Genomic DNA, 22,247 nt, shown 5'->3' on the forward strand with positions numbered 1-22,247 from the left:
ACGACGGGTAATCTATGGCACAGCGTACTCGGTTAGGAGATATTCTCAGACCTTTAAATTCTGAATACGGCAAAGTGGTACCAGGTTGGGGCACGACCCCTGTGATGGGCATCTTCATGTTGCTCTTTTTGGTCTTTTTGCTGATTATTCTGCAAATCTACAACTCCTCCCTGATCCTAGAAGGGTTTAACGTCGGTTGGCGAGGCTAGGTATTGTAAGGTTAAACATTTGACCAACTTGTCAGCTATTGACCAACTGATCCCGGCTTGCCGGGGTCTTTTTCTATTTTTTTGGTTTTATTCGGAGTCAACCCCATGAATATCTTTGGCATTGGTTTGCCGGAAATGGCAATTATCCTGGTGATTGCCCTGCTGGTTTTCGGCCCCAAAAAGCTCCCCGAAATTGGCCGCAGTTTGGGCAAGACTCTGCGGAGTTTTCAAGAAGCGTCGAAGGATTTTGAAACAGAATTCAAGCGAGAAGCCGAAGCCATGGAAAAATCCGTACAAATGCAGGCCCAGTTAGAGTCAGAAAAATCCAAAACTCCACCGGACGCTCACGGATAGGCAGAATCCTTATCTAAGGCCCATCGCTGATTGTGTTGGGTTCCCCTCAACTAGTAAACTTGGCATAACCCATGTTTTGTCAGTCGGGGAGGCTCTCGCTTGGACGATACCTATCAAATCTATGTGAATCGGGTGGCACGTCTCACCCTACCCGCATCCTATCAAAGCCAATTGGCTAATATTCAGCCATCACCCAAGTTTCAACAGGGCCAGCCTCTGGCCTTCCCTGGCTACAGCATTATTACCCCGCCAGCTGCCGAAGATAGCCTTAATACTCAGTTTTATCACCACCTGAGCGAGGTTCAACAGGAAGTCAGCCAATGCTTTGGTCAACGATTAAATACGGTTCCCCAAGAGAGCTTCCATCTGACCATTGCGGATTTGATCTGGGATGCCCAGTACCAAGGGGTCTTGGCAGAGAATCCCCACTTTGAGACCCAACTCAAGGCCTGTATCCAGAAAAGCTTTGAGCAATACCAGCCAACGTGGGCAGAGGATAGCCAAGTACAATGGCAAATTCTGGGGCTATTGATTTTACCGAGGGCCTTGGCAGTGGCTCTGGTGCCCCGCACGGAAGCTGACTATCCCCCCATTTTGCAACTACGCCGTTTACTCTACCAAAGTCCCGACCTCATCACCTTGGGTATCGAACAACAATATCACTACACAGCCCACATTACGCTGGGGTATTTTGGTGAAGCATTGCCAACCAATGAAATCGAGGCCCTGACGGAGCAATTGAGTGGACTGAACGACCGCTGGCTAGAATTAACACCCCAAACCCTCCAGATTGCCCAGGTGGAACTTCGTCATTTCAAAGATATGACGACCTTCCTGCGTCAGGCTGATTATCCTCAGTTAAGCCTACGGCCCTAGCCTTAATAACGAATGCGGGGGTCGATATAGGCATTAATAATGTCAATGAGTAGACTCATCACGACCACAATCACACCAAAAAAAATCATCAGGCCCTGCACAGTAGGATAGTCCCGTAGGGCAATGGCTTCGTAGAGGCGATTACCCAGACCAGGCCAGGAAAAGGTGACCTCCGTTAACACGGCACCTCCCAGGAGAGAGGCAAAAGTTAATCCCAATACGGTAATCACCGGAATCAGGGCATTTTTGAGAGCATGGGCCAACAAAATTCGTCCTTCAGGAATGCCCCGTGCCCGTGCTGCTTCCACGTAATCAGCCGCCAAGGTTTGTTGTAAATTAATCCGCACCATCCGCTCAAAGATACCACTGAGCAATAGGCCGAGGGTCAAACTGGGCAAGGTTAGATAGTACAAAGCCGTTGCCAGTTGGCCAAACTGCCCACTCAAGAGACTATCGAGGGTGTACAGGCCCGTCCACCCCTGGGGTGGCGTTTCACTTAATGGGAAACGGGTACCGAGGGGAAACAGCTTTAAATTGACAGCAAAAATAAGCTGTAGCAACATCCCGGCCCAAAAAACCGGTAGGGAATAGGTCACGATGCTAAAAATTCGGCCCCCAGCATCCAGGGCTGTGCCGGAGCGGGAAGCGGCTAAAACCCCTAAGCTCACACCTACGGTAACAGCGACCAAGAGACTATAGACCGTTAATTCCACCGTTGCCGGAAAATGCTGTTGGATGATTTGCCATACTGTAGTTCCCTGGCGAGTAATTGACTCCCCCAAGTCCAGGCGTAGTAATTGGCCCAAATAATCAACGTATTGCCCTAGTAGGGATTGATTCAGACCCAATTGTTCCCGCAGGGCCTGTTTAGCAGCTTCTGGGGCACGATTGCCCAAAATGGCATCCACGGGGTCTCCTGGTGTAGCTCGGAGGAGCAGAAAAACCAGGGTTACAATTGTCCAAATCATTAAAGGGGCCAGGAGGAGACGAGCCGTAATGTAGTATTGAAGCGCTTTTGCACGAGACATGGATAAAACCCTGCATGAAATCCCTAGCAGGCAAAATTATAGCCGCTCGTCTCTCAAAAAAATGGTTGCTGGGGGCTAACAGACGGACTGAATCCAGGCCCAGAAGGCCTTGATGGTTTTATTTCTGCCATCGATGGGTATGCATTGGAGGGATTGGGGAATGACCTGTTTGAGGGGAAGTTGGAGAAATAAAGGACTCAATTCTTGTTCTTGGTATTGGCCCTATTCTAGACAATGAATTCGGAATTGGCCCTGCTCAAAGCGCCACACTTCAGGTACGCCTAACTGGGCATAGATTTCTCGGTAGGTACGGGAGGTGACATCCACCTTTAGGGCCAGATCCGGCGGGGGATCAATAGTCATATCCAAACGATTTTAACCCCGTACTTTTGCTTCATTTTGGATATAGAAGCAGCTATCTGGCTCTAGACCTAGGCTGAGTAGTTTATGTTTAAAGGTGGTCGAACCCAGGGGGTAGAATTCAATATCGAATTCCTCTAGCAAAATTTCTACCAGGTTTGAGATGAGTCTCTTGCCAATTTTGTGTTCCGGTAAGGGGGCCATCGTGTCCAGTTGGTGCTGGTGGTAGGCCATGAGAGAATGTCGATATTCTCCCAGTTCCTCTAGAATCTGTTCCATTTCCTCCCAGTCTACATCCCGCAAAATTAAGGTCTGGCCAGGGAGCACACTAATCCGTTCTAGGGCTAGTAACATAGTCGATATTTCGCTAGCGGGTTTGCCTCCTATTATGCCCCAGGGCCTAAAAATCCCTAGAAAAACCATGGCTCTCATCGCCTTGCCTAATGGTGAGGGCCTTGGCCTGGAGTTCTAGAATGCTCCAAGCCAGGGAAAGTGACTTATTTTTTCAAGTCCTTGGCCATTTGGCGGAACATATCCAGGTTGCTATCCTGGCGGCGGCGTTCGTTGTCAACAGGAGCCGTGGTTTCGGCCTCAGTGATAGGCTTAACTGGAGTTGCCGGCCGGCCATTTTCCTGGAGACGTACTTTTTCTAGGGAGGAAACTTGTTGCACGAATTCCCCACCACCACCATTGACAGTTTTGGGAAAACTGCGTTTGATGGTTACGGGTTTACGCATAAATTCGCTATTTCCTAGGCTTTTGGCCGCATCGGGTTCTAGAAAAAAGGCATCTTTTTTTTCCGGGGAGGATTCTACCGTATCTTTTTCATCGACGTACTTAGTACGACCGCCAAAAAGTCCAAAAAGTCCAGCCATGTTGTCTATCTCCGGAATCGATTGAGAAATGAAGGTTGTTATTACTTTATGTTAAATTTTATCAAAATTTATAAAGGATTTGCCCCTGGGCGGCTCTTCTGCCGGGGATTGGGGAGCCGGTTTTGGTTTGCGGGCCTCCTCCTCGGACTGGTACTCCACGGGGTACTCAGTGGGGGAATTTCCGGAGTTCAGGCCCAAGGGGAACCGAGCTCCTTGCAACGAGGAACAACGGTCAAACTAGTCGGTAAAAGTTACCCAGTGGCTTGGGCCCAATGGCAAGACCAGGGCCAACTCCGAACCGGGCTGAGTGATACTGGCGCCTGGCAAATTTTAGGTCTTGAACTGCTCTCGAATCAACAGCCTCAGCGGCAACCCGTACAGTGGTTCTCGGCGCAACCGCTTCCTCTAGTCGCTCGATTTCTGTCCCCCTATCGTTACCTAGATGTGACGGAATTATTAACCGACAGTCAACCCCAGACCCAGGGAGATTCCTTGGTGCTGGCGCCTCCCCCAGCAGAGATTTTGGCCGTTCGGGAAGGGCAACAGGCCTGGGGCAAACGAGTGGTGCTGGAGCTGTCCCGTCCCGTGTATTGGCAAAGTAGCCAGGCGAAGAATGAAGCGGTCATTTCCCTCGCCGCGACGAAGCGTCGTGATCTTGGGGAAACAGGTCAGAATGGCCCTGTATCGGCTCCCGCTTCCATCGATGAGGACGACCTCGGTAGTGGAGCGATGTCAGCCGGGACTCCTCGTTTTTATCTGGAAAATCTGGCAGAGGGGACAAAAGTTCATTTTCACTTGCCGACTGCTCATAAACTCCAGGTTACGACCCTCTCGAATCCCCCCCGACTGGTGATCGATGTCCGTCCGGATGCGCCGGCCCCTCGGCACATTGCCTGGACTCAGGGCCTAACCTGGCATCAAGATTTTGTGGCCCTGAAAAGTGGCCTCCGTTTTCCCGTCACCTGGCTAGAACTAGACCCCCAAGCCCCGAATTTACGTCTGCAACCGCTAACGGCAACGCCTCAGGGCCAGACGGGCATTACCCCCCTAGTTAGCCTGGCTCGTGCTCGACAGGCCTCCGCGGCTATCAATGCGGGTTTTTTCAATCGCCAGACCCAACTCCCCCTTGGGGCCCTGAAGGGAGATCAGCGTTGGTTTTCGGGCCCAATCCTCAATCGGGGGGCCCTGGCCTGGAATGATCAGGGCCAAGTCAAAATCGGGCGACTGCAATTACGGGAAACGCTAACAACAGATAACGGTCAAAAACTAGAGATTACCCACCTCAACAGTGGCTATAGTCAAAAGGGCCTGGCCCGCTATAGCCCAGAGTGGGGCACCGTCTATCGGCCTCTAACGGATAATGAGACGGTTTTTGTCGTACAAAACCAACGAATTAGCCAACAGCAGGTCAGCGGCAAGGCCGGCCAAAGTACGATCCCTATTCCCCCGGATGGTTATCTACTGGCCCTGCGGGGGAATGCCTTTTCACCGAACCTTTTAGCAACCGGCACTCGGATAACCCTGGAAAGTATGACCATCCCGGCGGATTTCAACCGTTATCCTCATCTCATCGCTGGTGGGCCTCTCTTGCTGGATCAAGGGCAGATCGTTCTCAATGCTGAGGCGGAAAAATTTAATGCCAGTTTCCAACAGCAGACGGCCTCTCGTTCGGCTATTGCGGTGGATCCGCGGGGAAGAATTTTATTGGTGGCAGTGCATCATCGCATTGGTGGTAGTGGGCCAACCCTAGCGGAAATGGCCCAACTGTTACAGGCCCTGGGGGCCCGTTCGGCCCTGAATTTAGATGGAGGTAGTTCCACCTCCCTCGTGTTGGGTGACCAGTTAATCGACCGTTCAGCGGTGACAGCGGCGAGGATTAACAATGGCCTGGGCATTTTTGTTCGGCCCTAAGGCCCTGGCCCTCCCTGGAACTTTGGGATCCCTATGTTAGTCTAGACAAACTTAACCTGCTACTTTTGCCAAGGAATCCTTACGTCTATGGTCTCTACCCTCACACCAGAATTAACTCTGCCCGCCGTGGATTCTTTTCCTGGAACAGGGGTAACGGAAACTCGGCCCTGGGGGTCGTTTACCACCCTAGAGGAGGGGAATGGCTACAAAATTAAACGTATTGAGGTCAATCCTGGCCATCGCCTCAGCCTACAAATGCACTACCATCGCAGTGAGCACTGGATTATTCTTTCGGGAACGGCCAAAGTGACCTGTGGCGATACGGTTGAGTTGCTGGAAGCCAATCAATCCACCTATGTCCCCCAATGTACGGCCCATCGCCTGGAAAATCCGGGGGTAATCAAGTTGGTGATTATCGAAGTCCAAAACGGCGAATATCTGGGCGAGGACGATATTGTGCGTTTTCAAGACGACTATGCTCGTCTTTAGGCGCTGTTGGTCAAGCCCCCGACTCCTCAGCCCCAATACTGGGGGGAGCATGACCAATATTTCGCCAAGCCTAGAGTCACTCTGAACTGCTCAAACACGCTCTTAGGGACGGTTGAGGAGATTGCTCATAGTTGCGTTAAGAAGCGGTCTGAAAACCTAGATTTTCCCCCAAAGGCCTTGGTAAATATCAAGCAGGCCCCGCTTGCCGATAAAATAACTAGCATTCCAAGAACTTGACTTTGACCCCTAAACCTGACTTAACAAACCATTGGGAGAACTCACAAATGCTTAAAAAATTATTCGGCGGCAAAAAAGAAGAGTTTTTTATCCAACTCGATGAAACTAACGCTAAATCGGCCGAACCCGCTGATGTTGCTCCGACCCCCGAGGCCCCCGTTGCTGAGACCGAAGTGACTGAGGCCCCTGAGGCTCCGGCTAAGGCTAAGAAAACCTCGATTAAAAAGAGCGCTAAACAGATCGCCCCTGCGGCCCCTGCGAAACCCGCTCCCGTTGCAGCCGCCGCCAAGGTCGAGCCTCAGCAGGTGGAATTTGCGACCCAATATTTACTGACCCAGACCCTGGTGCGTCGCCAGCCTGGCCCCAGCCTCAACAAATTCAAGGCCATGGCCCGCCAGGTCAAAACCCGTTAGTCTTGACGAAATTTTTGAAACCTAGACTATGCTGAACCCAGAATCGTTCTGGGTTTATTTTTGACCAAAATTTTGCCCCTAGCCGCAAGAAATGTAACACTGGCTAAATTTTTGGGGAGGGATTTTGCTAACGTAGGAGATCTGAAAATTTTTCCTGCGCCCATTGAGGGGTGTTAACGAATTACCATGGCTCTCATTGTCCAAAAGTACGGTGGTACCTCAGTTGGAACGGTAGAACGCATTCAAGCGGTGGCCCAGCGCGTTTGTCGGACGGTGCGCGAAGGTAATGCTGTCGTGGTTGTTGTTTCGGCTATGGGTAAGACAACGGACACCCTCGTTAACTTGGCCAGGGAAATTTCCCCGAATCCCTCACGGCGGGAAATGGATATGTTGCTTTCAACGGGGGAACAGGTTTCCATTGCCCTTCTCAGTATGGCCCTCCAGGAACAGGGCCAGGCGGCCATTTCCTTAACGGGGGCTCAGGTCGGTATTGTGACGGAGGCCGAGCATAGCCGGGCGCGGATTCTAGAAATTAAGCCGGATCGTTTGAGCCAGCACCTGGAGGAAGGCAAGGTTGTTGTTGTGGCTGGTTTTCAGGGCATTAGTAGCCTAGGCCAGTGGGAAATTACCACTCTGGGCCGGGGCGGTTCGGATACCTCGGCGGTGGCCCTGGCGGCGGCCCTCAAGGCCGATTGCTGTGAAATTTATACCGATGTGCCGGGAATTTTAACCACTGACCCCCGTCTGGTACCAGAGGCCCAACTAATGGCCGAAATCACCTGCGACGAGATGCTCGAGCTAGCCAGTTTAGGGGCCAAAGTCCTTCATCCCCGAGCCGTAGAAATAGCCCGCAATTACGGCATTACCCTAGTGGTGCGTTCCAGTTGGAGTGATGAACCCGGCACGAAAGTATTGGCCCCGCCCCCCCAACCCCGTTCTTTAGTGGGTCTGGAAATTACTAAAGCCGTCGATGGCGTGGCCTTGGATGCCGACCAGGCCAAGGTGGCCCTACTGCGAGTTCCTGACCGCCCTGGGGTCGCCGCTAAACTCTTCCGAGAAATTGCCCGCCAAAGCGTTGATGTGGACTTGATTATTCAATCCATCCACGAAGGCAACAGCAATGATATTGCCTTTACCGTCGTTAAACCGGCTCTCACCAAAGCAGAAGCCGTCGCCCAGGCCATTGCCCCGGCCCTCCGCAGTCACCCCAACCACACTGAAGAAGCCGAAATCCTCGTCGAAAAACGCATTGCTAAAATTGCCATTGCCGGAGCCGGTATGATTGGTCGGCCGGGCATTGCCGCCAAAATTTTTCGTACCCTAGCTGAGGCAGGAGTCAACATCGAGATGATTTCCACCTCGGAAGTAAAGGTGAGTTGCGTGATCGAGGAACAGGATGCTGACCGGGCCATTCGTCTTCTGGCGGAGGCCTTTGGTATTTCCTCTTCCGTGATCCAGTCGGGCCAGCGTAATGAACAGTTACCGGCGGTGCGGGGCGTGGCCTTAGATCAACATCAGGCCCAGATTGCGTTGCGTCATGTTCCCGACCGGCCCGGCATGGCCGCCCAGATTTTTACGGCCCTGGCCGACCAGAATATCAGTGTGGATATGATTATCCAATCCCAGCGCTGTCGCATTGTCCAGGATACGCCCTGCCGTGATATTGCCTTTACCGTGGCTCAGGCTGATCTCGCCACGGCCCAGGGAGTCTTAGAACCCCTAGCCCAGAGCCTTGGCAGTGGGGCCGTCGATGTCAATGCCGATATTGCCAAGGTTAGTATTGTCGGTGCGGGAATGGTGGGCCAACCGGGAGTGGCGGCGCAATTTTTTGAGGCTTTGGCTCAGGCGAGTATCAATATTGAAATGATTGCTACCTCAGATATCAAAATCAGTTGCGTCGTTCCCCAAGCCCAGGGGGTACAGGCCCTTAAAGTCGTCCACGAGGCCTTTGGCCTAGCTGGCCAGACTGCCATTACGGTTCCCGCCTAGTTTTTCCCGACTATTGACCCAACTTACTATGCAAATCCGCCGTCGTCCTCCCAATCCCCATGTTGCCGTCGAACACCTCCGCTATCAAATTCAACATCCGGAGTCCCAGCCCCGCCATATCCTCGAAAAAATTGTCTGGCATAAGGAAGTCGAGGTAGAAAAACTGCGGGAAAAACTACCCCTGCTCCAATTGCAAAAAGGGGTGATAGAACAAACGCCAGCCCGTGATTTTCTGGGGGCCCTGCGCCGGAGTCCTCGTCAGCCGGCCCTAATTGCGGAAGTGAAAAAGGCCTCTCCCAGCAAAGGGGTGATTCGGGCCGATTTTGACCCCGTGGCCATTGCCCAGGCCTACGAGCAGGGAGGGGCCAGTTGCTTGTCTGTGTTGACGGATGCCGAGTTTTTCCAGGGCAGTTTTGATAATCTGGCCCGAGTCCGCCAGGCCGTTGACCTGCCCCTGCTGTGCAAGGAATTTATTATTTATCCCTACCAAATTTATCTGGCTCGCTACCACGGCGCCGATGCGATTTTGTTGATTGCGGCCATTCTCCACGACCGGGACTTGCAGTATTTTTTAAAAATCATCCAGGCCCTAGGGATGACAGCCCTGGTAGAAGTCCATACCCTCGCCGAACTCGACCGTGTGCTGGCCCTGGAAGGTGTACAACTCATCGGCATCAATAACCGCAATCTAGAAACCTTTAGCGTGGATTTGCAAACCACCCAGCAACTGCTCCAAGCGAGAGGGCCTCAGTTGCAGGAGCGACAAATTCTAGTGGTCAGTGAATCCGGCCTCCATGGCCCGGAAGATTTAGCCTTCGTCCGTCAGGCCGGTGCTCAGGCCATTCTCGTGGGGGAATCCCTGGTGAAACAGCCCGACTCAACCCAGGCCATTGCGGCCCTGTACGGTAACGCTGCCTAGGGTTGAGGATCAGAGCCAACGGCCGGCAAGACCCCCGGCCAGCGCCGATACTTCAGGTAAAATCCCCCGAAACATAGGACAATAACCAGCAAAGACCCCAGGGCCAAGTAACTGGGTACCCAAAAGACCGCTTCAATCGTGTTAATTTGGCCGGGTTTCAGTTGCCAATGGCGTTGTCCTAGACCGGCCTCAGGTTCAGCCCCTAAGACCTCAGGGTTTTCTGGAATTGTCAGCCAGAGCGGTGTTTGCAGGCCAAAGGAGAGGTCGATCAGGGAGCCGGGACTGAGGATAATATTGCCCTGTTGGGAGAGCACGCCCAGGGCTCGCAGATCAACGCTGAGGGTCAGGTGATTGCGGTCGAACAGGAGCCAATTTTGCTGGTCTAGGGCCATTTCCGCCTTGAGTTGGAGCAGGTCTAACTGCTCAGCTTTGGGTTTGGCCCGATTGCCGGAGGCGGGAGGATTAAAAAATTGATTGAATTTACTGACCAGCTCTTGGCCGTTACCAAAGGGAATGGTGATCTCCAACTCTTGGGGGGATAACCGTTTGGCCTTCCCCTGCAGGGCGCGGGCCCGAGTTTCCAGACTAGCTAGCCAACGGTCGGCCTCCGCCTGACTGAGGGTCGTCAACTGTTCCCCTAGACGGATGTGCTGGACAATGTCGCCCCGGTGTTGCTCGGCAAAATGAACGCCCACGTCGTAGCGGACACAGCCCCCCAGCAGGAGACTCAGACCAAGCAGGAAGGGGAGTAAGCTTCCCCAAAGACGCTGTTGAAAAAACCCTTGCATTATTCCTCTTCCCAATCTGCTTCAATCGCGGTGGCGGTACTGCCCCCTCCCACGGTGACCAGATCAATCTGTTGACGGTAATAGTCTACACTCTTGACCTGGACATCGACTTCATTGCCGAGGCGATAGGCGGTGCGGTTTTTGCGGCCGACCAGACAACTATGACGGGCCCGGTATTCGTACCAGTCGTCCTTAAGGGAACTGACGTGAACCAGGCCTTCCACGAGTAAGTCTTCGAGTTCAACAAAGAAACCGTAGGATTGCACCCCGGTAATCAGGCCCCGGAAGACTTGTCCTGTACGTTCCTTCATTTTCTCCGATTTCTTCAGGCCCCGGAGGTCGGTTTCTGCGTCCTCAGCCACTTTTTCTCGGTCGTTGAGGTGGCTGACCAAATGGTGCAATTCCTCGGCTAACTTCTCGTGGGTGATGGGGGGCAATACACTCCAGCTAATCTGGCCCCGGCATTCCAACGTGGTGAGATTAACCCCAACTTTACTGTGCTTCGTTCGGCGGTCGCGGCCCTCACTCAGAACCAGTTTAAGGATTCTTTGTACCACTAAATCAGCGTAGCGTTGGCCGGGAGCGATGCAATGGGTATAACCATCCGGGTAGGCCAAACCAAAGTGAGATGCGGGATGACTGCTATATTTTTCCGTCTTGAGGGTCGCTTCGAGGAGATGGTTGAGAATACGGGAGGCGGGTAATTTGGCCAGGGCCTGACTGAGACGGGCGTAGTCCTGGGGCTTGACATCCGCTTCGGTGTCAAAGGTTTGCTCCGACCCCAGGTTGGTGACCAGCTTCAACAGGTCGGTCAGTTCTTCCCAATCCGGCTCGGGTTGAATACAGTAAAGGCTCGGAACCCCCAGGGCCGTTAATTGATCAGCAACAACTTTCTGCACCAAAATGACTAGCTCAGCCAGCAGGGTTCGCAGAGGCAGGGCCTCGGTGACTAGCAGGGTTCCCAAACGTCCTTCATCGAGGAAGGGAACTAAGGTATCGGACAGAATTTCAAAGCCACCCCGTTGTAGGCGCTGGGATTTGGCCAGGGCACTCAGGTTGAAAAAGAGAGTGCGAAAACGTTCCTGGAAGGGGGCCAGGGCCGGTTCTCCCTGGTCACTATTGGCCAGCAGGGACTGTACTTCTGCAAAACTGAACTGGCGGTCTACCTGAATGACACTACTCTGGAACTGAAAGGCCGTCAGGGCGCCACTGGCATCGAGGGTGACAAAAAAGGAAAGGGCCAAACGCTCGGCTCCAGGCACCAAGGAACAACGCTGTTGGACAGCATCGGGAAAGAGAGAACATACCTTGTCCCCCAGATAAACTGCCGTTCCCCGTTTGCGGGCAGCCCGGTCAAGAGGAGTATCTTCGGCAATATAGTGGGCGACGTCTGCGATATGAACACCGAGACACCATTGGTCGTCCTGAGCTTCGAGGCTAAAGGCGGTTTCTATCCAAGGATTTAGGCTTTGGAGGCGATCATCGACGAAGGTGAAGGTGAGGAGGGCACGCAGGTCAGCCCGCTGTGAGTATTCCGTGGGGTTGAAACCCAAGGGGAGTTTATCTGCCTGCTGTTGTAGGTCTTCTGGCCACTGGAGGGGCAGATCATGTTTACAACTAACAATATCTGTGTCGGCGGCGGCCTCAGCATCACTCCCGAGGATCTTGGTGATGCGACCCAAGGGGGGATACTCGCCAATGGCATAGCGAACAACCGCCACATGGACAAGGTGATTAATGGCTTGGGTTAGGTCTTGGCCATTGGCCTCTAAATTAAGCTCAAACAATAGTCGGTCATCCAGGGGCACGGCTCGGAAAACCTCCTCGGCCTGTTTGACCTGGGCTAGCAAGGACGGATTGGCCCGTTCCAAGATCAACCGAACTTCTCCTTCCGGTGAACGGCGCCGCGTTCCATCTTTAATGATCCTGACCAAAACCCGGTCGCCATTCCAGGCATTACTCAGGTGGGCCTCCCGCACGTAGATATCATCGGCATCTTCATCATCTTGAATGGCAAAACAGAAGCCCTTACTGGAACAGCGCAATTTGGCCTCGACGACGTTATCTTCCAGCACACGGCGATATTTGCCCCGTTCCTTGACTAAGAGGCCAGCCCGTTCTAAAGCATCTAGAATAATTTGTAATTTCTCGATGGCTAGCTCATCTTCACAACCGAGCTTTTTTTCGAGTACCTTACCGGCGACTAATTTATCATCACTAAAGTGCGAGAGGAGTGTGGCGAGGGAGAAGTCCATGTAATGAGTTTCCTTGGGTGGAGAGGGCGAGGAATGGGCAGATCAGATGTCGTATTTCACGCTGGGGGCGGCAACTGAAGCAAACTGCTTGTCGAGACCACTGCCCTAACCAGGGAAAACGCAAGGGAAACAGCCGGGAAGCATTCTAAACCGAAATTGCAGGGGATTTTAGAACGAATCCAGTCCTTGACGATGGGAGAAAGGAGCATACCCTAAGCTGAGTTAACTGTCCATTGTATCAAGATTGTGGCCCCCTTAAAGACAAAGGGCCAAAACCCAGGGATGGGTAATCCAGATTTTTTGTACCCATTAATCATCGCCGCTCAACTTTCAGGGTTTAGCAGGCTCTGTATCAACAGGGTCAACTCTTTGAGCTTGATGGGTTTACTGAAATAGTAGTTCGCGCCGGCCTTTAAGCATTTCTCTTCATCTCCCTCCATGGCCAAGGCTGTCAGGGCCACAATGGGGAGTTCAGTTAACCCCAATTCCTGCCGAATTTTCCGAATTGCTGTTAGGCCATCCATCACCGGCATTTGAATATCCATTAATACCAAATCAGGACTTTCTTGTTGGATTAAAGCAATGGCGGCTTCGCCATTAGGAGCATGTCGCATCCGATAACCTTTGGCCTCAAAATAGCTCATAACAGTCATGGCGTTAGCTTCATTATCTTCGGCTAACAAAATCAAAAAAGACGAGGAAGTTGCCAGGCTAGGGGCTGGGGCCGACTCCAAATTGGCAATAGACTCAGTCGCGGTGAGGCTATCGGTTGGTATTACCGGTAAGCTGACAGTAAAAGTACTACCTATATCCAAGCGGCTAAACACTTTGACTTCCCCTCCATGCAACTCTACCAGTTGTTTGACCAAGGCTAAACCTAAGCCGGTTCCTTCGTATTGACGATTGAGGGCGCTATCAATTTGTATAAAGGGTTTAAATAGTTTATGCACATTTTCCGGCGCAATGCCAATACCCGTATCGGTAATAGAAATTTCTACAAACGAGGAGGGCCTGGACTGTTCAAGATTCGGCATCGGCTGAACAAGAGAGACTCGTTCAATCCCCTTTAAGGCCTCGTGATTGTGTGGCAGTAATGGGGACACCAGCAAACGAACTGTTAAGGTAATACGTCCCCCTGTTGGGGTAAATTTGACAGCATTATTGAGTAGATTAATCAGAATTTGACGTAGGCGTCGTTCGTCTCCCCATACATTGGGAAGATTGTCGGAAATCTGGCGCACCACTTGAATATTTTTTTTATGAGCTAGTTGCTTGACAAAAACTAAACTATCATCGCAGAGACGTTTTACGGAAAGGCTCGTACAATTGAGAACGACTTCCCCCGCTTCAATTTTGGCCACATCCAGAATGTCGTTAATCAAGGACAGTAAATGATTGCCGCTACGCTCCACGGTTTCTAAAGAACTGCACTGCTTGTCCGTCAAAGGGCCAAAGACCCCTTCTAGTAGGGCTTCCGTTAATCCCAAAATGGCGTTGAGGGGAGTTCGCAGTTCATGGCTCATATTGGCCAGAAATTCGTCCTTAAGACGGGTCGCCCTGGCTAATTGTTGATTCATCATCGCCAGTTCCTCGTTGCGTTCGCTGAGTTGCTCTTGGGCGGATTCCCGTTGGGCTAACTCCTGTTGCAATCGCTGATATAAATCCGCCTGTTGGATAGCAATTGCCAATTGATTGGCCACCCGTCGCAGTAAATTAATTTCCCAATCCTGCCAATTACGGGGGCCATCGCATTGATGGGCAATCACTAAACCCCAAAGTTTGTCCTGTTGCACAATTGGCACAACTAATTTAGCTTGCACCCCAATTTCCCTGAGAAAATCGATTAAGCAGGGTAAAACGATTTTGCTTTGGGCACGGCGATCATACAGAGCAAAAATCCGTCCGTTGGCGTAGCGTTCATAATTTTGCTTAGGAAAAACTTCCTCCGGAAAAACGCGGTCCAATAACCGTTCCCAGCGAGGCAGTACCGATTCGGCGATGGCGGCCCCTGTGCCATTATCAAAGATGCGATAGATCAAAACCCGGTCTGCCTGCAATATGTCCTGCAAAGACTTCACTGTTGTCGTTAATACTGCGTCCAACTCGATGGAAGAGCGCATTCGCTCGATGATTTGAGTCAAGACTCGTTCTTGTTGGGCTTGACGCTGTAACTGGCTTTCCACCAGCTTCCGTTGGGTGATGTCCTGGGCAACGCCGACCACCTGTTGCACCTGTCCCATGGCATTGCGTTTATAAATCACATCCTGACTCAAAAACCAGCGCCAACTCCCGTCCTTTGCCCGTACTCGGTATTCATTTTCGATAATCATGCCCGGTTCGGCCCGCTGAATACGCTCAAAATGCTTGAGAGAGTTACCTAGGTCATCAGGGTGAATTAACGTTAATAAAAACCGCTCCCCCATCGCTTGAATTTCTTCGGCCGAATATCCTAGTATGTGACTACCTTTGCGATTAACATAAATATTGCGTTGCTCAATGACATCAAACACATACAGCACATCGGGAGATGCATCAGTAATGCCTTGGATCAAGGCCTGACTATCTTTTAACTTTAGTTCGTTTTGTTTCTGTTGAGTAATATCAATATGCCCCCCCACCATTCGTAGAGGGTGCCCTTGCTCATCCCATTCAATCACTTTTCCCGCGCAGAGTACCCAAACTATCGAGCCATTCTTGTGGCGATAGCGCACTTCGTTGCGATGGGAAGTTTGACCCCGACTTTGGATATGGCGTTCTAAACTGTGTTGGATAATAGGTAAATCCTCGGGAACAAGAACATCTTGAAAACTGGTGATATCCGTCGCGTTCGCATCGGCTTCATAACCGAACATGCGGCGAAAACCAGGGCTTAAATATTCTTTATTGGTAACCATATCCCAGGCCCAATAGCCACCGATCACGTCGTCGAGGACTGTTTCCACCACCGTTAACTCATCTTCTAGACTCTGTTTCTGTGCCGCTTCCTGTTTTAAGGCTATCTCGTTGGAAATATCCTGCCGGGGGCCTAATGCTGTCAGTTTCTTTTGAGATGCGTGCAAGGATGACTCTAACCGTTGCCGTTCGTTGATTTCTGCTTTTAATGCCGCGACTAAATTACTTTGTTGAATCGCAATTGCCAATTGCACGGATAAATCTTGCACAATTTGGGCTTCTATCGATTGCCATTGGCGTGTACCGTGACAATGATGGGCAATCAACAGACCCCACATTTTTTCTGCCACATAAATGCTCTGCACTAAGCTTGCTGCCACGCCAGATTGTTCCAGTAATTTCACATGGCAGGGTTCATAGCCCATTTCATAGATGCTATTGGCAATGATCGGTGCTTTTCCCTGGAGTGCTAAGCCCTGCCACTTTTGAAAACAACTATCGTCGATGCGATGGCCCAATACCGAGGCAATGCCCTCCGCCACGGACTCCGCGACAATCACCCCCGACCAATCGGGTTGAAATTGGTAGATGAGCAGGCGATCGCTATGGAGACAGGCCCTTAATTCGGTGACACAAGTCTGCAAAATCTCTGGTAATTCCAGGCTCTGCCGAATTTGCAACGCCATCCGATTCACCAGACCCTCGCACTCAGATTGATCTAGATTGAAAGAGACGATAGGGGCACTGCTTGAGTCAGAAGAAGTCGCAACATTTGCCATTAGGACACGCTGGACAAAAGAAGAGGCTAATAATTTATTTTATGATTGTGTATACTTAACGACAATACGGCTGTTAATTTTTTGTGATAAACAGACTTCTCTATGAACAGACAGTCTATAAACCCCTAATCCTTGACTATTCAACTACTCTTTGATCTTAATGCATGGAGCCCAATCAATTTAGCACAAAAGAGTCAGGATAAATCAAGGGTTAAAGCAGAAATAGGAAAATGAAATAAGATATTAATAAGTCTACTTGATAGACTTTCGTGATGAACAATGGGCAATTATCAAACCCAGAATTTTCAAAGTGAATCATTCAATTAAGTAACGTATTAGTCGTTGCTGACTCTCAAATTACTAGGCAAAGATAGAGGCCCCTGATTTTCCCATCACCATAATGGCAGGTCAGCATAGAGTACAAAACGGCCGGATACTCTTGCAAAAGACCGGAAACCTCTCTGTTAGGATGGAGAACAGTTAATCTTATGCCTATCATGTTCAGTCAATTCCGTGCCCAGTATCCCCAGGGGAGCCTCACCAGTGAACTTCTCCAGATTGACCATGGCCGCTACATCGTCCGTGCCTTGGTGGTGGTGGATGGCGTGACGCTAGCCAGTGGTCTGGCCGCCGATCTGGCCCTTGAAACCGCCGAGGATCAGGCCCGTTTGCGGGCCTTGGCCCTGCTGAATCTCGATACTGCCCTAACCCGCACGGAATCGCCTGGCCCTCTGCTCCAGACTGAACCAATGCAGAGTCCACCGGCCCCCGAACCACCGCCGTTGGCGACTAGCCCGACACCTAGCGCGATTGCCTCTCCTCCCCCAGCCAAGGTGACCCCCGTTCCTATCCCAGACCCCTTGCCGATAGAGAAAAAAGCAGAGAAAGCGGAGAAAGACGAAATTCCCCCGGTTCCCAGTGCTCCATCCATCAAGGAAACGGCCCCAGAGGTAGAGGCCCTGCCGCTCCCTGCCATTACCGTGGCTCCCCAGTCCAACAGCCTTCCCCCCAAGACTGATGTGATTCAACCTGAGGTGGAATCGATACCAATTCCCCACCCGGCCCCGCTTACCGAAAGCCCTGCTCCCCTGCTGACTTTTATTCCTGAAACCGAGGTACCACCGGCTACGTCCTCTCCTGCTCCCGTGCTTGAGGAACCCATTGATTTTTCTGAAGTGATTGCCCGCAGTAATGTGGAGTTGAAACGCCTGGGCTGGACGAGTGACCAAGGACGAAATTATCTCCTACAGACCTACGGTAAACGCTCCCGCCAGTTGCTGTCCGATGAAGAATTACTAGAGTTTTTACAATATTTGGAAAGCCAGCCGACCCCCAACTAGGGGCCCCCGGAATGGGTTAAATTTGAGACCACAGTCTAACAGTCACCAGCGCTATGGATACAAAAGCCTTTAAACGGTCATTGCAGAAATCAGACAACTACCACCGCAAGGGATTTGGCCACGGCTCCGAAGTGATGGGCGTGATGAATACGGAGTACCAGAGCACGCTGATCCAGGAAATTCGTCAAAATGATTATTGCTTAGAGCGGGGGGAAGTTACTATTCGCTTGGCTGAGGCCTTTGGCTTTTGTTGGGGGGTCGAACGGGCCGTTGCCATGGCCTACGAAACGCGCCAGCACTTTCCCAACGAACGACTGTGGATTACCAACGAGATTATTCACAATCCCTCGGTGAATCAACGATTACGGGAGATGGAAGTCGGCTTTATTCCGGTTCAAGATGGCGACAAGGATTTTTCGGTGGTGGAATCCGGGGATGTGGTGATTTTGCCCGCCTTCGGGGCCAGTGTCACCGAAATGCAATTACTCAACGACAAGGGCTGTACGATTGTGGATACCACTTGTCCCTGGGTTTCTAAGGTCTGGAATTCCGTCGAAAAGCACAAGAAAAAAGAATATACATCGATCATTCACGGCAAATACAACCACGAAGAAACTATTGCGACGAGTTCCTTTGCCGGGACTTACCTCATCGTCTTGAACCTGGCCCAGGCCCAGCGGGTTTGTGATTATATCCTCCAGGGGGGGGATAAAGCAGAATTTTTGACCTACTTTAAAAACGCCTACTCGGAAGGTTTCGATCCTGACCGCGACCTTGTTCGTCTGGGTGTGGCCAATCAAACCACGATGCTCAAGAGTGAAACCGAACAAATTGGCAAATTGTTTGAAAAAACCATGCTCCAAAAGTATGGCCCGACGGAACTCAACGAGCATTTCATGAGTTTTAATACCATCTGCGATGCCACCCAGGAACGTCAGGATGCCATGTTTAAGTTGGTGGAGGAAGATTTATCCTTGATGGTTGTTATCGGTGGCTACAATTCCTCCAACACCACCCACCTCCAAGAAATTGCCATTGAACGGGGCATTCCTTCCTACCACATTGATAGTGCCCATCGCATTGGCCCTGGTAATCGCGTCGAACATAAACCCCTCGGCCAAGATTTGGTGGTGTTAGAGCCTTGGTTACCGGCCGGTAAAATTACGGTTGGGGTTACTTCCGGGGCCTCCACCCCAGACAAGGTGGTGGAAGAGGTGATGGAGCGGATTTTAGCGATCAAGGCCGACCTCGCCGCTACGGTCATGGCCTAACTCACCGACCATGCTAAACCCGACTACCCGCTTGTTACTCAAGGTTTTCTTGCTCTCCTGGGGAGTTTCCTGGGCCATTAAGGCCCTTGGGCCGGGCCTCAATTTTGTACCCAGTGACACCAATGCTTGGCTAGGGGCCAGCCTCACGTCCTTGGTGATCGCTCTCCTCCTGGCATGGCAATCAGGGCCAGGGAGATAGACGAAATGCAGTTTGCCCAATGGCTCGGTTTAATTAGCCTCCTGTTGGTGGTGCTGACCCTGTGGCGCATTCGCCAACTGTTACTCCTACTGTTTGCCGCCGTGGTCGTGGCCAATGGGCTTAATCATTTAGCCACTTATTTTCAGCGCCAGGGCCTAAAACGCGGCCTGGCTATTGCCTTGGCGGTGGGCTGTTTCCTGGGGAGTTTAGGCCTGTTTATCTGGCGCATTATCCCCCCCTTTCTCCAGGAGTTTCAGCAATTATTAACGCTGGTGCCCCAGGGCATTAATGAACTGAATACTTGGCTCGGCACGATGCTGGCCCAGTTTGACCCTAACCTAGTGGCCCTCCTACCCACGGCCCAACAACTCAATCAACAATTTCAACCGCTTCTGACCCAGATCGCCGGGCGAGGCGTGAATTTGTTCTATGGAACTCTCGGTCTGCCCCTTAGTTTTTTGCTCTTGCTGGTGCTGAGCCTAATGCTTTTGGCCGACCCCCAGGCCTACCGTCGTGGCTTTATTCGCCTATTTCCGGCCTTCTACCGTCAACGTCTGGACTATATTCTGACCTGCTGTGAGGCCCAATTAGAGGAATGGCTGGTAACGATGCTGTTGAGCCTGGTCAGCGTCTCTGTCCTGACTTTTTTAGGCCTGTTAATCTTGGGCATTCCCCTGCCCCTGGCCCTGGCCCTCTTAGCGGGTCTGCTGTCGATCATTCCCAATATTGGCCCTTTGCTAAGTGTGATTCCCCCTATGGCTATTGCCCTCCTCGATACCCCTGGTAAGGCCTTAGCTGTATTGGTGGTGTATGTCGCCATTCAGCAATTGGAGAGTCACTACATTGTGCCCCGTCTGTTGGGGAAACCCTTGGCTCTGCTCCGGGGCCTCTTGCTCCTGGCCCAGGTATTTTTTGCCAGCATCTTTGGCATTCTGGGTTTAGTTTTGGCGGCCCCGTTGACAGTGATTACCCAAGTCCTGTTTAAGGAAATTCTGGTGAGGGATATTCTTGACCCCTGGCAAGGCCGACGTTACGGAGCAGCAGAACCTCGCTTAGCGCCTAATAATGACTACCCGATTTACGGTGATGAATCGCCGTGACCCCTTCCTGGAGCAACTGTCCCCGCTCCGTAGCGGCGTACAATACCCAATGATCGCCACATTCGAGTCGGTCTTGGACGCGACACTCTAGGTAAGCCAGGGCCTGTTTGAGGATGGGCGCACCATTCTGGGCGGTTTCTGTTTCAATCCCTTCAAAGCGGTCGGCGCCGGGCCCAAAAGGCTTCAGGAAATGCTTCATCAGGCCGAGGTGCTCTCCTTCCGCCAAGATATTCAGAACAAAATTACTGTTTTTATAGAGCAGGGATTCAATGGCCCTTTCCTTGGCTACGGCGAGGGTTAATCCCGGTGGACTAAAGGTGGCCTGGGAGACCCAGGAGGCCAACATGGCCCCTTTGACGTCTCCCTGCTGGGTAGTGACAATACAAAGCGACCCCACCAAGCGCCCCAAGGCCTGTTCCGCCCGAGCCGATTGGGACTCACTTACCGAAGCCTTAGGTTGACGGGCCTTTTTAGCTTTTTTAATGGCCTGGGCAAAGTCTGTTCCCGCCTCCTCGCACATTTTGAGCACAGCGTCGGTCGGTTTGAACTTGACCCGGATAGTCTCGAAACCAAAGCGAAAACCTGCATCGCGAAACTTTGCCTCCAACAGATCAATGGCCTCGCCACTCCAACCAAAGGAACCAAAGACCCCACAGAGTTGATTGCGGTCAGCATTGGCCAGGGTAATCCCCAGGGCCGTTTGAATGGGTGTGGGGGCATGGCCACCCAGGGTGGGAGAACCAAAGATAAATCCCGCCGATTGCTGGATGGCTTGCTTGATCTCTTCTCCCGTTGCTATTTCTGCATTAATGGCCTCGACGCTTACTCCAGCTTTACCCACTCCCCGAGCAATAGCCTGGGCCAGGGTGGCTGTATTACCGTAGGCGGAGGCATAGATGAGCGCTACTTTGAGTTCTTTACTTTCCTGCTCCGTTAACCAGTGACCGTAACTGATTTTGAGTTCCTGGAGGCCATAGCGTACTAAAGGTCCATGACCGGGTGCGTAGAGCCGCGCTGGTTTAAAGTTCAATTTCTCTAAGGCGGTTGCTACCTGCCGTACCGCTGAAGCCAGGACACAATCGAAATAGTAGCGTCGGTCTTCTTGGTAAATGCTCCAGCCTTCGTCCAACACTTGGTCGCCGCAGACGTGGGCCCCAAAGAGTTTGTCGGTGTAGAGGACTTGGGTCTGGGGGTCGTAGGTACAGAGTTGGTCGGGAAAACGGGGATGGGGCGTTAAAACAAATTCCAACTGATGGCCTTGGCCTAAATCCAAGCTTTCCTCTCCCTTGATCACCTTAACTGAGGCGGAATTACCTTCCAAAATTTTTTCCAAGGTCAGGGCCGCTGGATTAGAACAAACAATGGTGGCCTGGGGGGCCAGGGCCAACAAGGCTTGAAGTGTAGCCCCCCGGTTAGGATTGAGATGACCCAGGATAATGTAGTCCAAACGGCTCAAATCCAGGCGTTGTTGGAGGGCCGCTAGAAAGATGGCAGTAAAGGATTCCCCCGGCGGATCCAGTAGAGCCGTTTTATCCCCTTGGATCAGATAGGCATTGGCGGTGGTTCCCCGTTGCAGGCCGTACTCAATTTCAAACTTCAGACGCTCCCAGGTGCGAGAACGCAGGACAAGGGTGTGTTCAGCTAGCGGGAAAACTTGTACGTCTTTGGTTTTCATAGAAATAGGGCCATGAATTGGGGAATGAGTTGAAGGAAAAGGAACTAATAATTTTAATTATAAAAAAAAGGCTCTACCCAATGGCAGAGCACCCTAGCAATTTGCTCACGGTGAAGAATTAGGATTCACTTTCTATATGGATAAAGAGCAGACCCATGGTGACAGCAGGGAATAACCAACCGACGATGGGAATTAAAATCCAAGGCAAATAGGAAGCGGCGTAAGCTCCGGTCATGGTCGTAATCTCCTTAAAAATTGAGGTTGACAAAAAGGAATTTTGCTAAAAAA

Annotated in this window: 22 protein-coding genes; 12 read left to right on the forward strand and 10 right to left on the reverse strand. The window is 51.6% G+C overall.

All coding sequences use genetic code 11. The features are described from left to right. The first annotated feature begins 14 nt into the window (after positions 1-14). The 3 genes from psbH to ABXS88_RS11090 all read left to right on the forward strand — a co-directional run bounded on the left by psbH (position 15) and on the right by ABXS88_RS11090 (position 1,439). Positions 15-209 (forward strand): photosystem II reaction center protein PsbH, encoded by a 195-nt coding sequence (gene psbH / locus ABXS88_RS11080; protein ID WP_353672109.1) that lies wholly within the window; start codon positions 15-17, stop codon positions 207-209. A 105-nt stretch (positions 210-314) separates the two neighbouring features. Then, positions 315-563 (forward strand): TatA/E family twin arginine-targeting protein translocase, encoded by a 249-nt coding sequence (locus tag ABXS88_RS11085; RefSeq protein ID WP_353672110.1) that lies wholly within the window; start codon positions 315-317, stop codon positions 561-563. Positions 564-662: 99 nt separating this feature from the next. Further along, on the forward strand, positions 663-1,439 hold the full coding sequence (locus tag ABXS88_RS11090; RefSeq protein WP_353672111.1) for a DUF1868 domain-containing protein: 777 nt from the start codon (positions 663-665) through the stop codon (positions 1,437-1,439). A gap of 2 nt (positions 1,440-1,441) precedes the next feature. Here ABXS88_RS11090 and ABXS88_RS11095 read toward each other — a convergent pair whose 3' ends face one another. The 5 genes from ABXS88_RS11095 to ABXS88_RS11115 form a co-directional block, all read right to left on the reverse strand. Beyond that, on the reverse strand, positions 1,442-2,467 hold the full coding sequence (locus tag ABXS88_RS11095; RefSeq protein ID WP_353672112.1) for an ABC transporter permease: 1,026 nt from the start codon (positions 2,465-2,467) through the stop codon (positions 1,442-1,444). Positions 2,468-2,542: 75 nt separating this feature from the next. Next, positions 2,543-2,668 (reverse strand): hypothetical protein, encoded by a 126-nt coding sequence (locus ABXS88_RS11100; protein WP_353672113.1) that lies wholly within the window; start codon positions 2,666-2,668, stop codon positions 2,543-2,545. A gap of 21 nt (positions 2,669-2,689) precedes the next feature. Further along, complete coding sequence (locus ABXS88_RS11105) at positions 2,690-2,830, reverse strand: hypothetical protein (RefSeq protein WP_353672114.1); 141 nt, start codon at positions 2,828-2,830, stop codon at positions 2,690-2,692. A gap of 12 nt (positions 2,831-2,842) precedes the next feature. Then, positions 2,843-3,181 (reverse strand): hypothetical protein, encoded by a 339-nt coding sequence (locus ABXS88_RS11110; protein WP_353672115.1) that lies wholly within the window; start codon positions 3,179-3,181, stop codon positions 2,843-2,845. A gap of 143 nt (positions 3,182-3,324) precedes the next feature. After that, positions 3,325-3,702 carry a hypothetical protein gene (locus ABXS88_RS11115; protein WP_353672116.1) on the reverse strand — a complete coding sequence of 126 codons (378 nt, stop codon included), beginning with the start codon at positions 3,700-3,702 and terminating at the stop codon, positions 3,325-3,327. 48 nt (positions 3,703-3,750) lie between these two features. Here ABXS88_RS11115 and ABXS88_RS11120 point away from each other — a divergent pair, with 48 nt between their 5' ends. The 5 genes from ABXS88_RS11120 to trpC all read left to right on the forward strand — a co-directional run bounded on the left by ABXS88_RS11120 (position 3,751) and on the right by trpC (position 9,660). Then, positions 3,751-5,613 carry a phosphodiester glycosidase family protein gene (locus ABXS88_RS11120; RefSeq protein WP_353672117.1) on the forward strand — a complete coding sequence of 621 codons (1,863 nt, stop codon included), beginning with the start codon at positions 3,751-3,753 and terminating at the stop codon, positions 5,611-5,613. An 87-nt stretch (positions 5,614-5,700) separates the two neighbouring features. Beyond that, positions 5,701-6,102, forward strand: a complete 402-nt coding sequence (locus tag ABXS88_RS11125) for a phosphomannose isomerase type II C-terminal cupin domain (protein WP_353672118.1) — start codon at positions 5,701-5,703, stop codon at positions 6,100-6,102. Positions 6,103-6,386: 284 nt separating this feature from the next. Beyond that, entirely contained in the window at positions 6,387-6,752 is a 366-nt protein-coding gene (locus ABXS88_RS11130) for a hypothetical protein (protein WP_353672119.1), read from the forward strand. A gap of 186 nt (positions 6,753-6,938) precedes the next feature. Continuing rightward, the gene (locus tag ABXS88_RS11135) at positions 6,939-8,741 is read left to right on the forward strand and encodes an aspartate kinase (RefSeq protein ID WP_353672120.1); all 1,803 of its coding nucleotides are present in this window, start codon (positions 6,939-6,941) and stop codon (positions 8,739-8,741) included. A 28-nt stretch (positions 8,742-8,769) separates the two neighbouring features. After that, positions 8,770-9,660, forward strand: a complete 891-nt coding sequence (gene trpC / locus ABXS88_RS11140) for an indole-3-glycerol phosphate synthase TrpC (RefSeq protein ID WP_353674809.1) — start codon at positions 8,770-8,772, stop codon at positions 9,658-9,660. Here the strand turns inward: trpC and ABXS88_RS11145 are convergent. The 3 genes from ABXS88_RS11145 to ABXS88_RS11155 all read right to left on the reverse strand — a co-directional run bounded on the left by ABXS88_RS11145 (position 9,657) and on the right by ABXS88_RS11155 (position 16,281). Continuing rightward, on the reverse strand, positions 9,657-10,448 hold the full coding sequence (locus tag ABXS88_RS11145; protein WP_353672121.1) for a DUF3153 domain-containing protein: 792 nt from the start codon (positions 10,446-10,448) through the stop codon (positions 9,657-9,659). The two genes, trpC and ABXS88_RS11145, sit on opposite strands and share 4 nt — an antisense overlap. Then, positions 10,448-12,703, reverse strand: coding sequence for a ribonuclease R family protein (locus tag ABXS88_RS11150; protein ID WP_353672122.1), 2,256 nt, complete (start codon positions 12,701-12,703; stop codon positions 10,448-10,450). Before ABXS88_RS11150 ends, ABXS88_RS11145 begins: the two co-directional genes overlap by 1 nt. Before the next feature lie 323 nt (positions 12,704-13,026). Then, positions 13,027-16,281 carry a GAF domain-containing protein gene (locus ABXS88_RS11155; protein WP_353672123.1) on the reverse strand — a complete coding sequence of 1,085 codons (3,255 nt, stop codon included), beginning with the start codon at positions 16,279-16,281 and terminating at the stop codon, positions 13,027-13,029. 581 nt (positions 16,282-16,862) lie between these two features. On the opposite strand from ABXS88_RS11155, the gene ABXS88_RS11160 reads away from it, so the two are divergent. Genes ABXS88_RS11160 through ABXS88_RS11175 form a run of 4 tightly spaced genes read left to right on the forward strand, consistent with a single transcriptional unit; the run spans position 16,863 to position 20,284 of the window. Further along, positions 16,863-17,714 carry a hypothetical protein gene (locus ABXS88_RS11160; protein ID WP_353672124.1) on the forward strand — a complete coding sequence of 284 codons (852 nt, stop codon included), beginning with the start codon at positions 16,863-16,865 and terminating at the stop codon, positions 17,712-17,714. Between the two features lie 53 nt (positions 17,715-17,767). Continuing rightward, positions 17,768-18,985 carry a 4-hydroxy-3-methylbut-2-enyl diphosphate reductase gene (locus ABXS88_RS11165; protein WP_353672125.1) on the forward strand — a complete coding sequence of 406 codons (1,218 nt, stop codon included), beginning with the start codon at positions 17,768-17,770 and terminating at the stop codon, positions 18,983-18,985. A 10-nt stretch (positions 18,986-18,995) separates the two neighbouring features. Beyond that, entirely contained in the window at positions 18,996-19,184 is a 189-nt protein-coding gene (locus ABXS88_RS11170; protein WP_353672126.1) for a hypothetical protein, read from the forward strand. A gap of 5 nt (positions 19,185-19,189) precedes the next feature. Continuing rightward, positions 19,190-20,284: an AI-2E family transporter gene (locus ABXS88_RS11175; protein ID WP_353672127.1), complete on the forward strand. Its 1,095-nt coding sequence runs from the start codon at positions 19,190-19,192 to the stop codon at positions 20,282-20,284. Here ABXS88_RS11175 and ABXS88_RS11180 read toward each other — a convergent pair. Together ABXS88_RS11180 and ABXS88_RS11185 are read right to left on the reverse strand one after the other, a co-directional pair. Then, positions 20,244-21,959 (reverse strand): diflavin flavoprotein, encoded by a 1,716-nt coding sequence (locus tag ABXS88_RS11180; protein WP_353672128.1) that lies wholly within the window; start codon positions 21,957-21,959, stop codon positions 20,244-20,246. The two genes, ABXS88_RS11175 and ABXS88_RS11180, sit on opposite strands and share 41 nt — an antisense overlap. A gap of 118 nt (positions 21,960-22,077) precedes the next feature. Next, a complete protein-coding gene (locus ABXS88_RS11185; RefSeq protein ID WP_353672129.1) occupies positions 22,078-22,194 on the reverse strand; it encodes a photosystem I reaction center subunit VIII in 117 nt (38 codons plus the stop codon). Between the last annotated feature and the right edge of the window lie 53 nt (positions 22,195-22,247).

This window comes from Synechocystis sp. LKSZ1 (assembly GCF_040436315.1).
Taxonomy (GTDB): Bacteria; Cyanobacteriota; Cyanobacteriia; order Cyanobacteriales; family Microcystaceae; genus Synechocystis.

What these genes read in the sequence shown, in the direction of transcription:
- ABXS88_RS11150 (WP_353672122.1), bottom strand. Translation starts at nt 12,703, where the DNA reads ATGGACTTCTCCCTCGCCACACTCCTCTCGCACTTTAGTGATGATAAA.
- psbH (WP_353672109.1), top strand. Translation starts at nt 15, where the DNA reads ATGGCACAGCGTACTCGGTTAGGAGATATTCTCAGACCTTTAAATTCT.
- ABXS88_RS11125 (WP_353672118.1), top strand. Translation starts at nt 5,701, where the DNA reads ATGGTCTCTACCCTCACACCAGAATTAACTCTGCCCGCCGTGGATTCT.
- ABXS88_RS11155 (WP_353672123.1), bottom strand. Translation starts at nt 16,281, where the DNA reads ATGGCGTTGCAAATTCGGCAGAGCCTGGAATTACCAGAGATTTTGCAG.
- ABXS88_RS11130 (WP_353672119.1), top strand. Translation starts at nt 6,387, where the DNA reads ATGCTTAAAAAATTATTCGGCGGCAAAAAAGAAGAGTTTTTTATCCAA.
- ABXS88_RS11160 (WP_353672124.1), top strand. Translation starts at nt 16,863, where the DNA reads ATGCCTATCATGTTCAGTCAATTCCGTGCCCAGTATCCCCAGGGGAGC.
- ABXS88_RS11170 (WP_353672126.1), top strand. Translation starts at nt 18,996, where the DNA reads ATGCTAAACCCGACTACCCGCTTGTTACTCAAGGTTTTCTTGCTCTCC.
- ABXS88_RS11105 (WP_353672114.1), bottom strand. Translation starts at nt 2,830, where the DNA reads ATGACTATTGATCCCCCGCCGGATCTGGCCCTAAAGGTGGATGTCACC.
- ABXS88_RS11180 (WP_353672128.1), bottom strand. Translation starts at nt 21,959, where the DNA reads ATGAAAACCAAAGACGTACAAGTTTTCCCGCTAGCTGAACACACCCTT.
- ABXS88_RS11095 (WP_353672112.1), bottom strand. Translation starts at nt 2,467, where the DNA reads ATGTCTCGTGCAAAAGCGCTTCAATACTACATTACGGCTCGTCTCCTC.
- ABXS88_RS11110 (WP_353672115.1), bottom strand. Translation starts at nt 3,181, where the DNA reads ATGTTACTAGCCCTAGAACGGATTAGTGTGCTCCCTGGCCAGACCTTA.
- ABXS88_RS11115 (WP_353672116.1), bottom strand. Translation starts at nt 3,702, where the DNA reads ATGGCTGGACTTTTTGGACTTTTTGGCGGTCGTACTAAGTACGTCGAT.
- ABXS88_RS11135 (WP_353672120.1), top strand. Translation starts at nt 6,939, where the DNA reads ATGGCTCTCATTGTCCAAAAGTACGGTGGTACCTCAGTTGGAACGGTA.
- trpC (WP_353674809.1), top strand. Translation starts at nt 8,770, where the DNA reads ATGCAAATCCGCCGTCGTCCTCCCAATCCCCATGTTGCCGTCGAACAC.
- ABXS88_RS11185 (WP_353672129.1), bottom strand. Translation starts at nt 22,194, where the DNA reads ATGACCGGAGCTTACGCCGCTTCCTATTTGCCTTGGATTTTAATTCCC.
- ABXS88_RS11175 (WP_353672127.1), top strand. Translation starts at nt 19,190, where the DNA reads ATGCAGTTTGCCCAATGGCTCGGTTTAATTAGCCTCCTGTTGGTGGTG.
- ABXS88_RS11165 (WP_353672125.1), top strand. Translation starts at nt 17,768, where the DNA reads ATGGATACAAAAGCCTTTAAACGGTCATTGCAGAAATCAGACAACTAC.
- ABXS88_RS11120 (WP_353672117.1), top strand. Translation starts at nt 3,751, where the DNA reads ATGTTAAATTTTATCAAAATTTATAAAGGATTTGCCCCTGGGCGGCTC.
- ABXS88_RS11085 (WP_353672110.1), top strand. Translation starts at nt 315, where the DNA reads ATGAATATCTTTGGCATTGGTTTGCCGGAAATGGCAATTATCCTGGTG.
- ABXS88_RS11145 (WP_353672121.1), bottom strand. Translation starts at nt 10,448, where the DNA reads ATGCAAGGGTTTTTTCAACAGCGTCTTTGGGGAAGCTTACTCCCCTTC.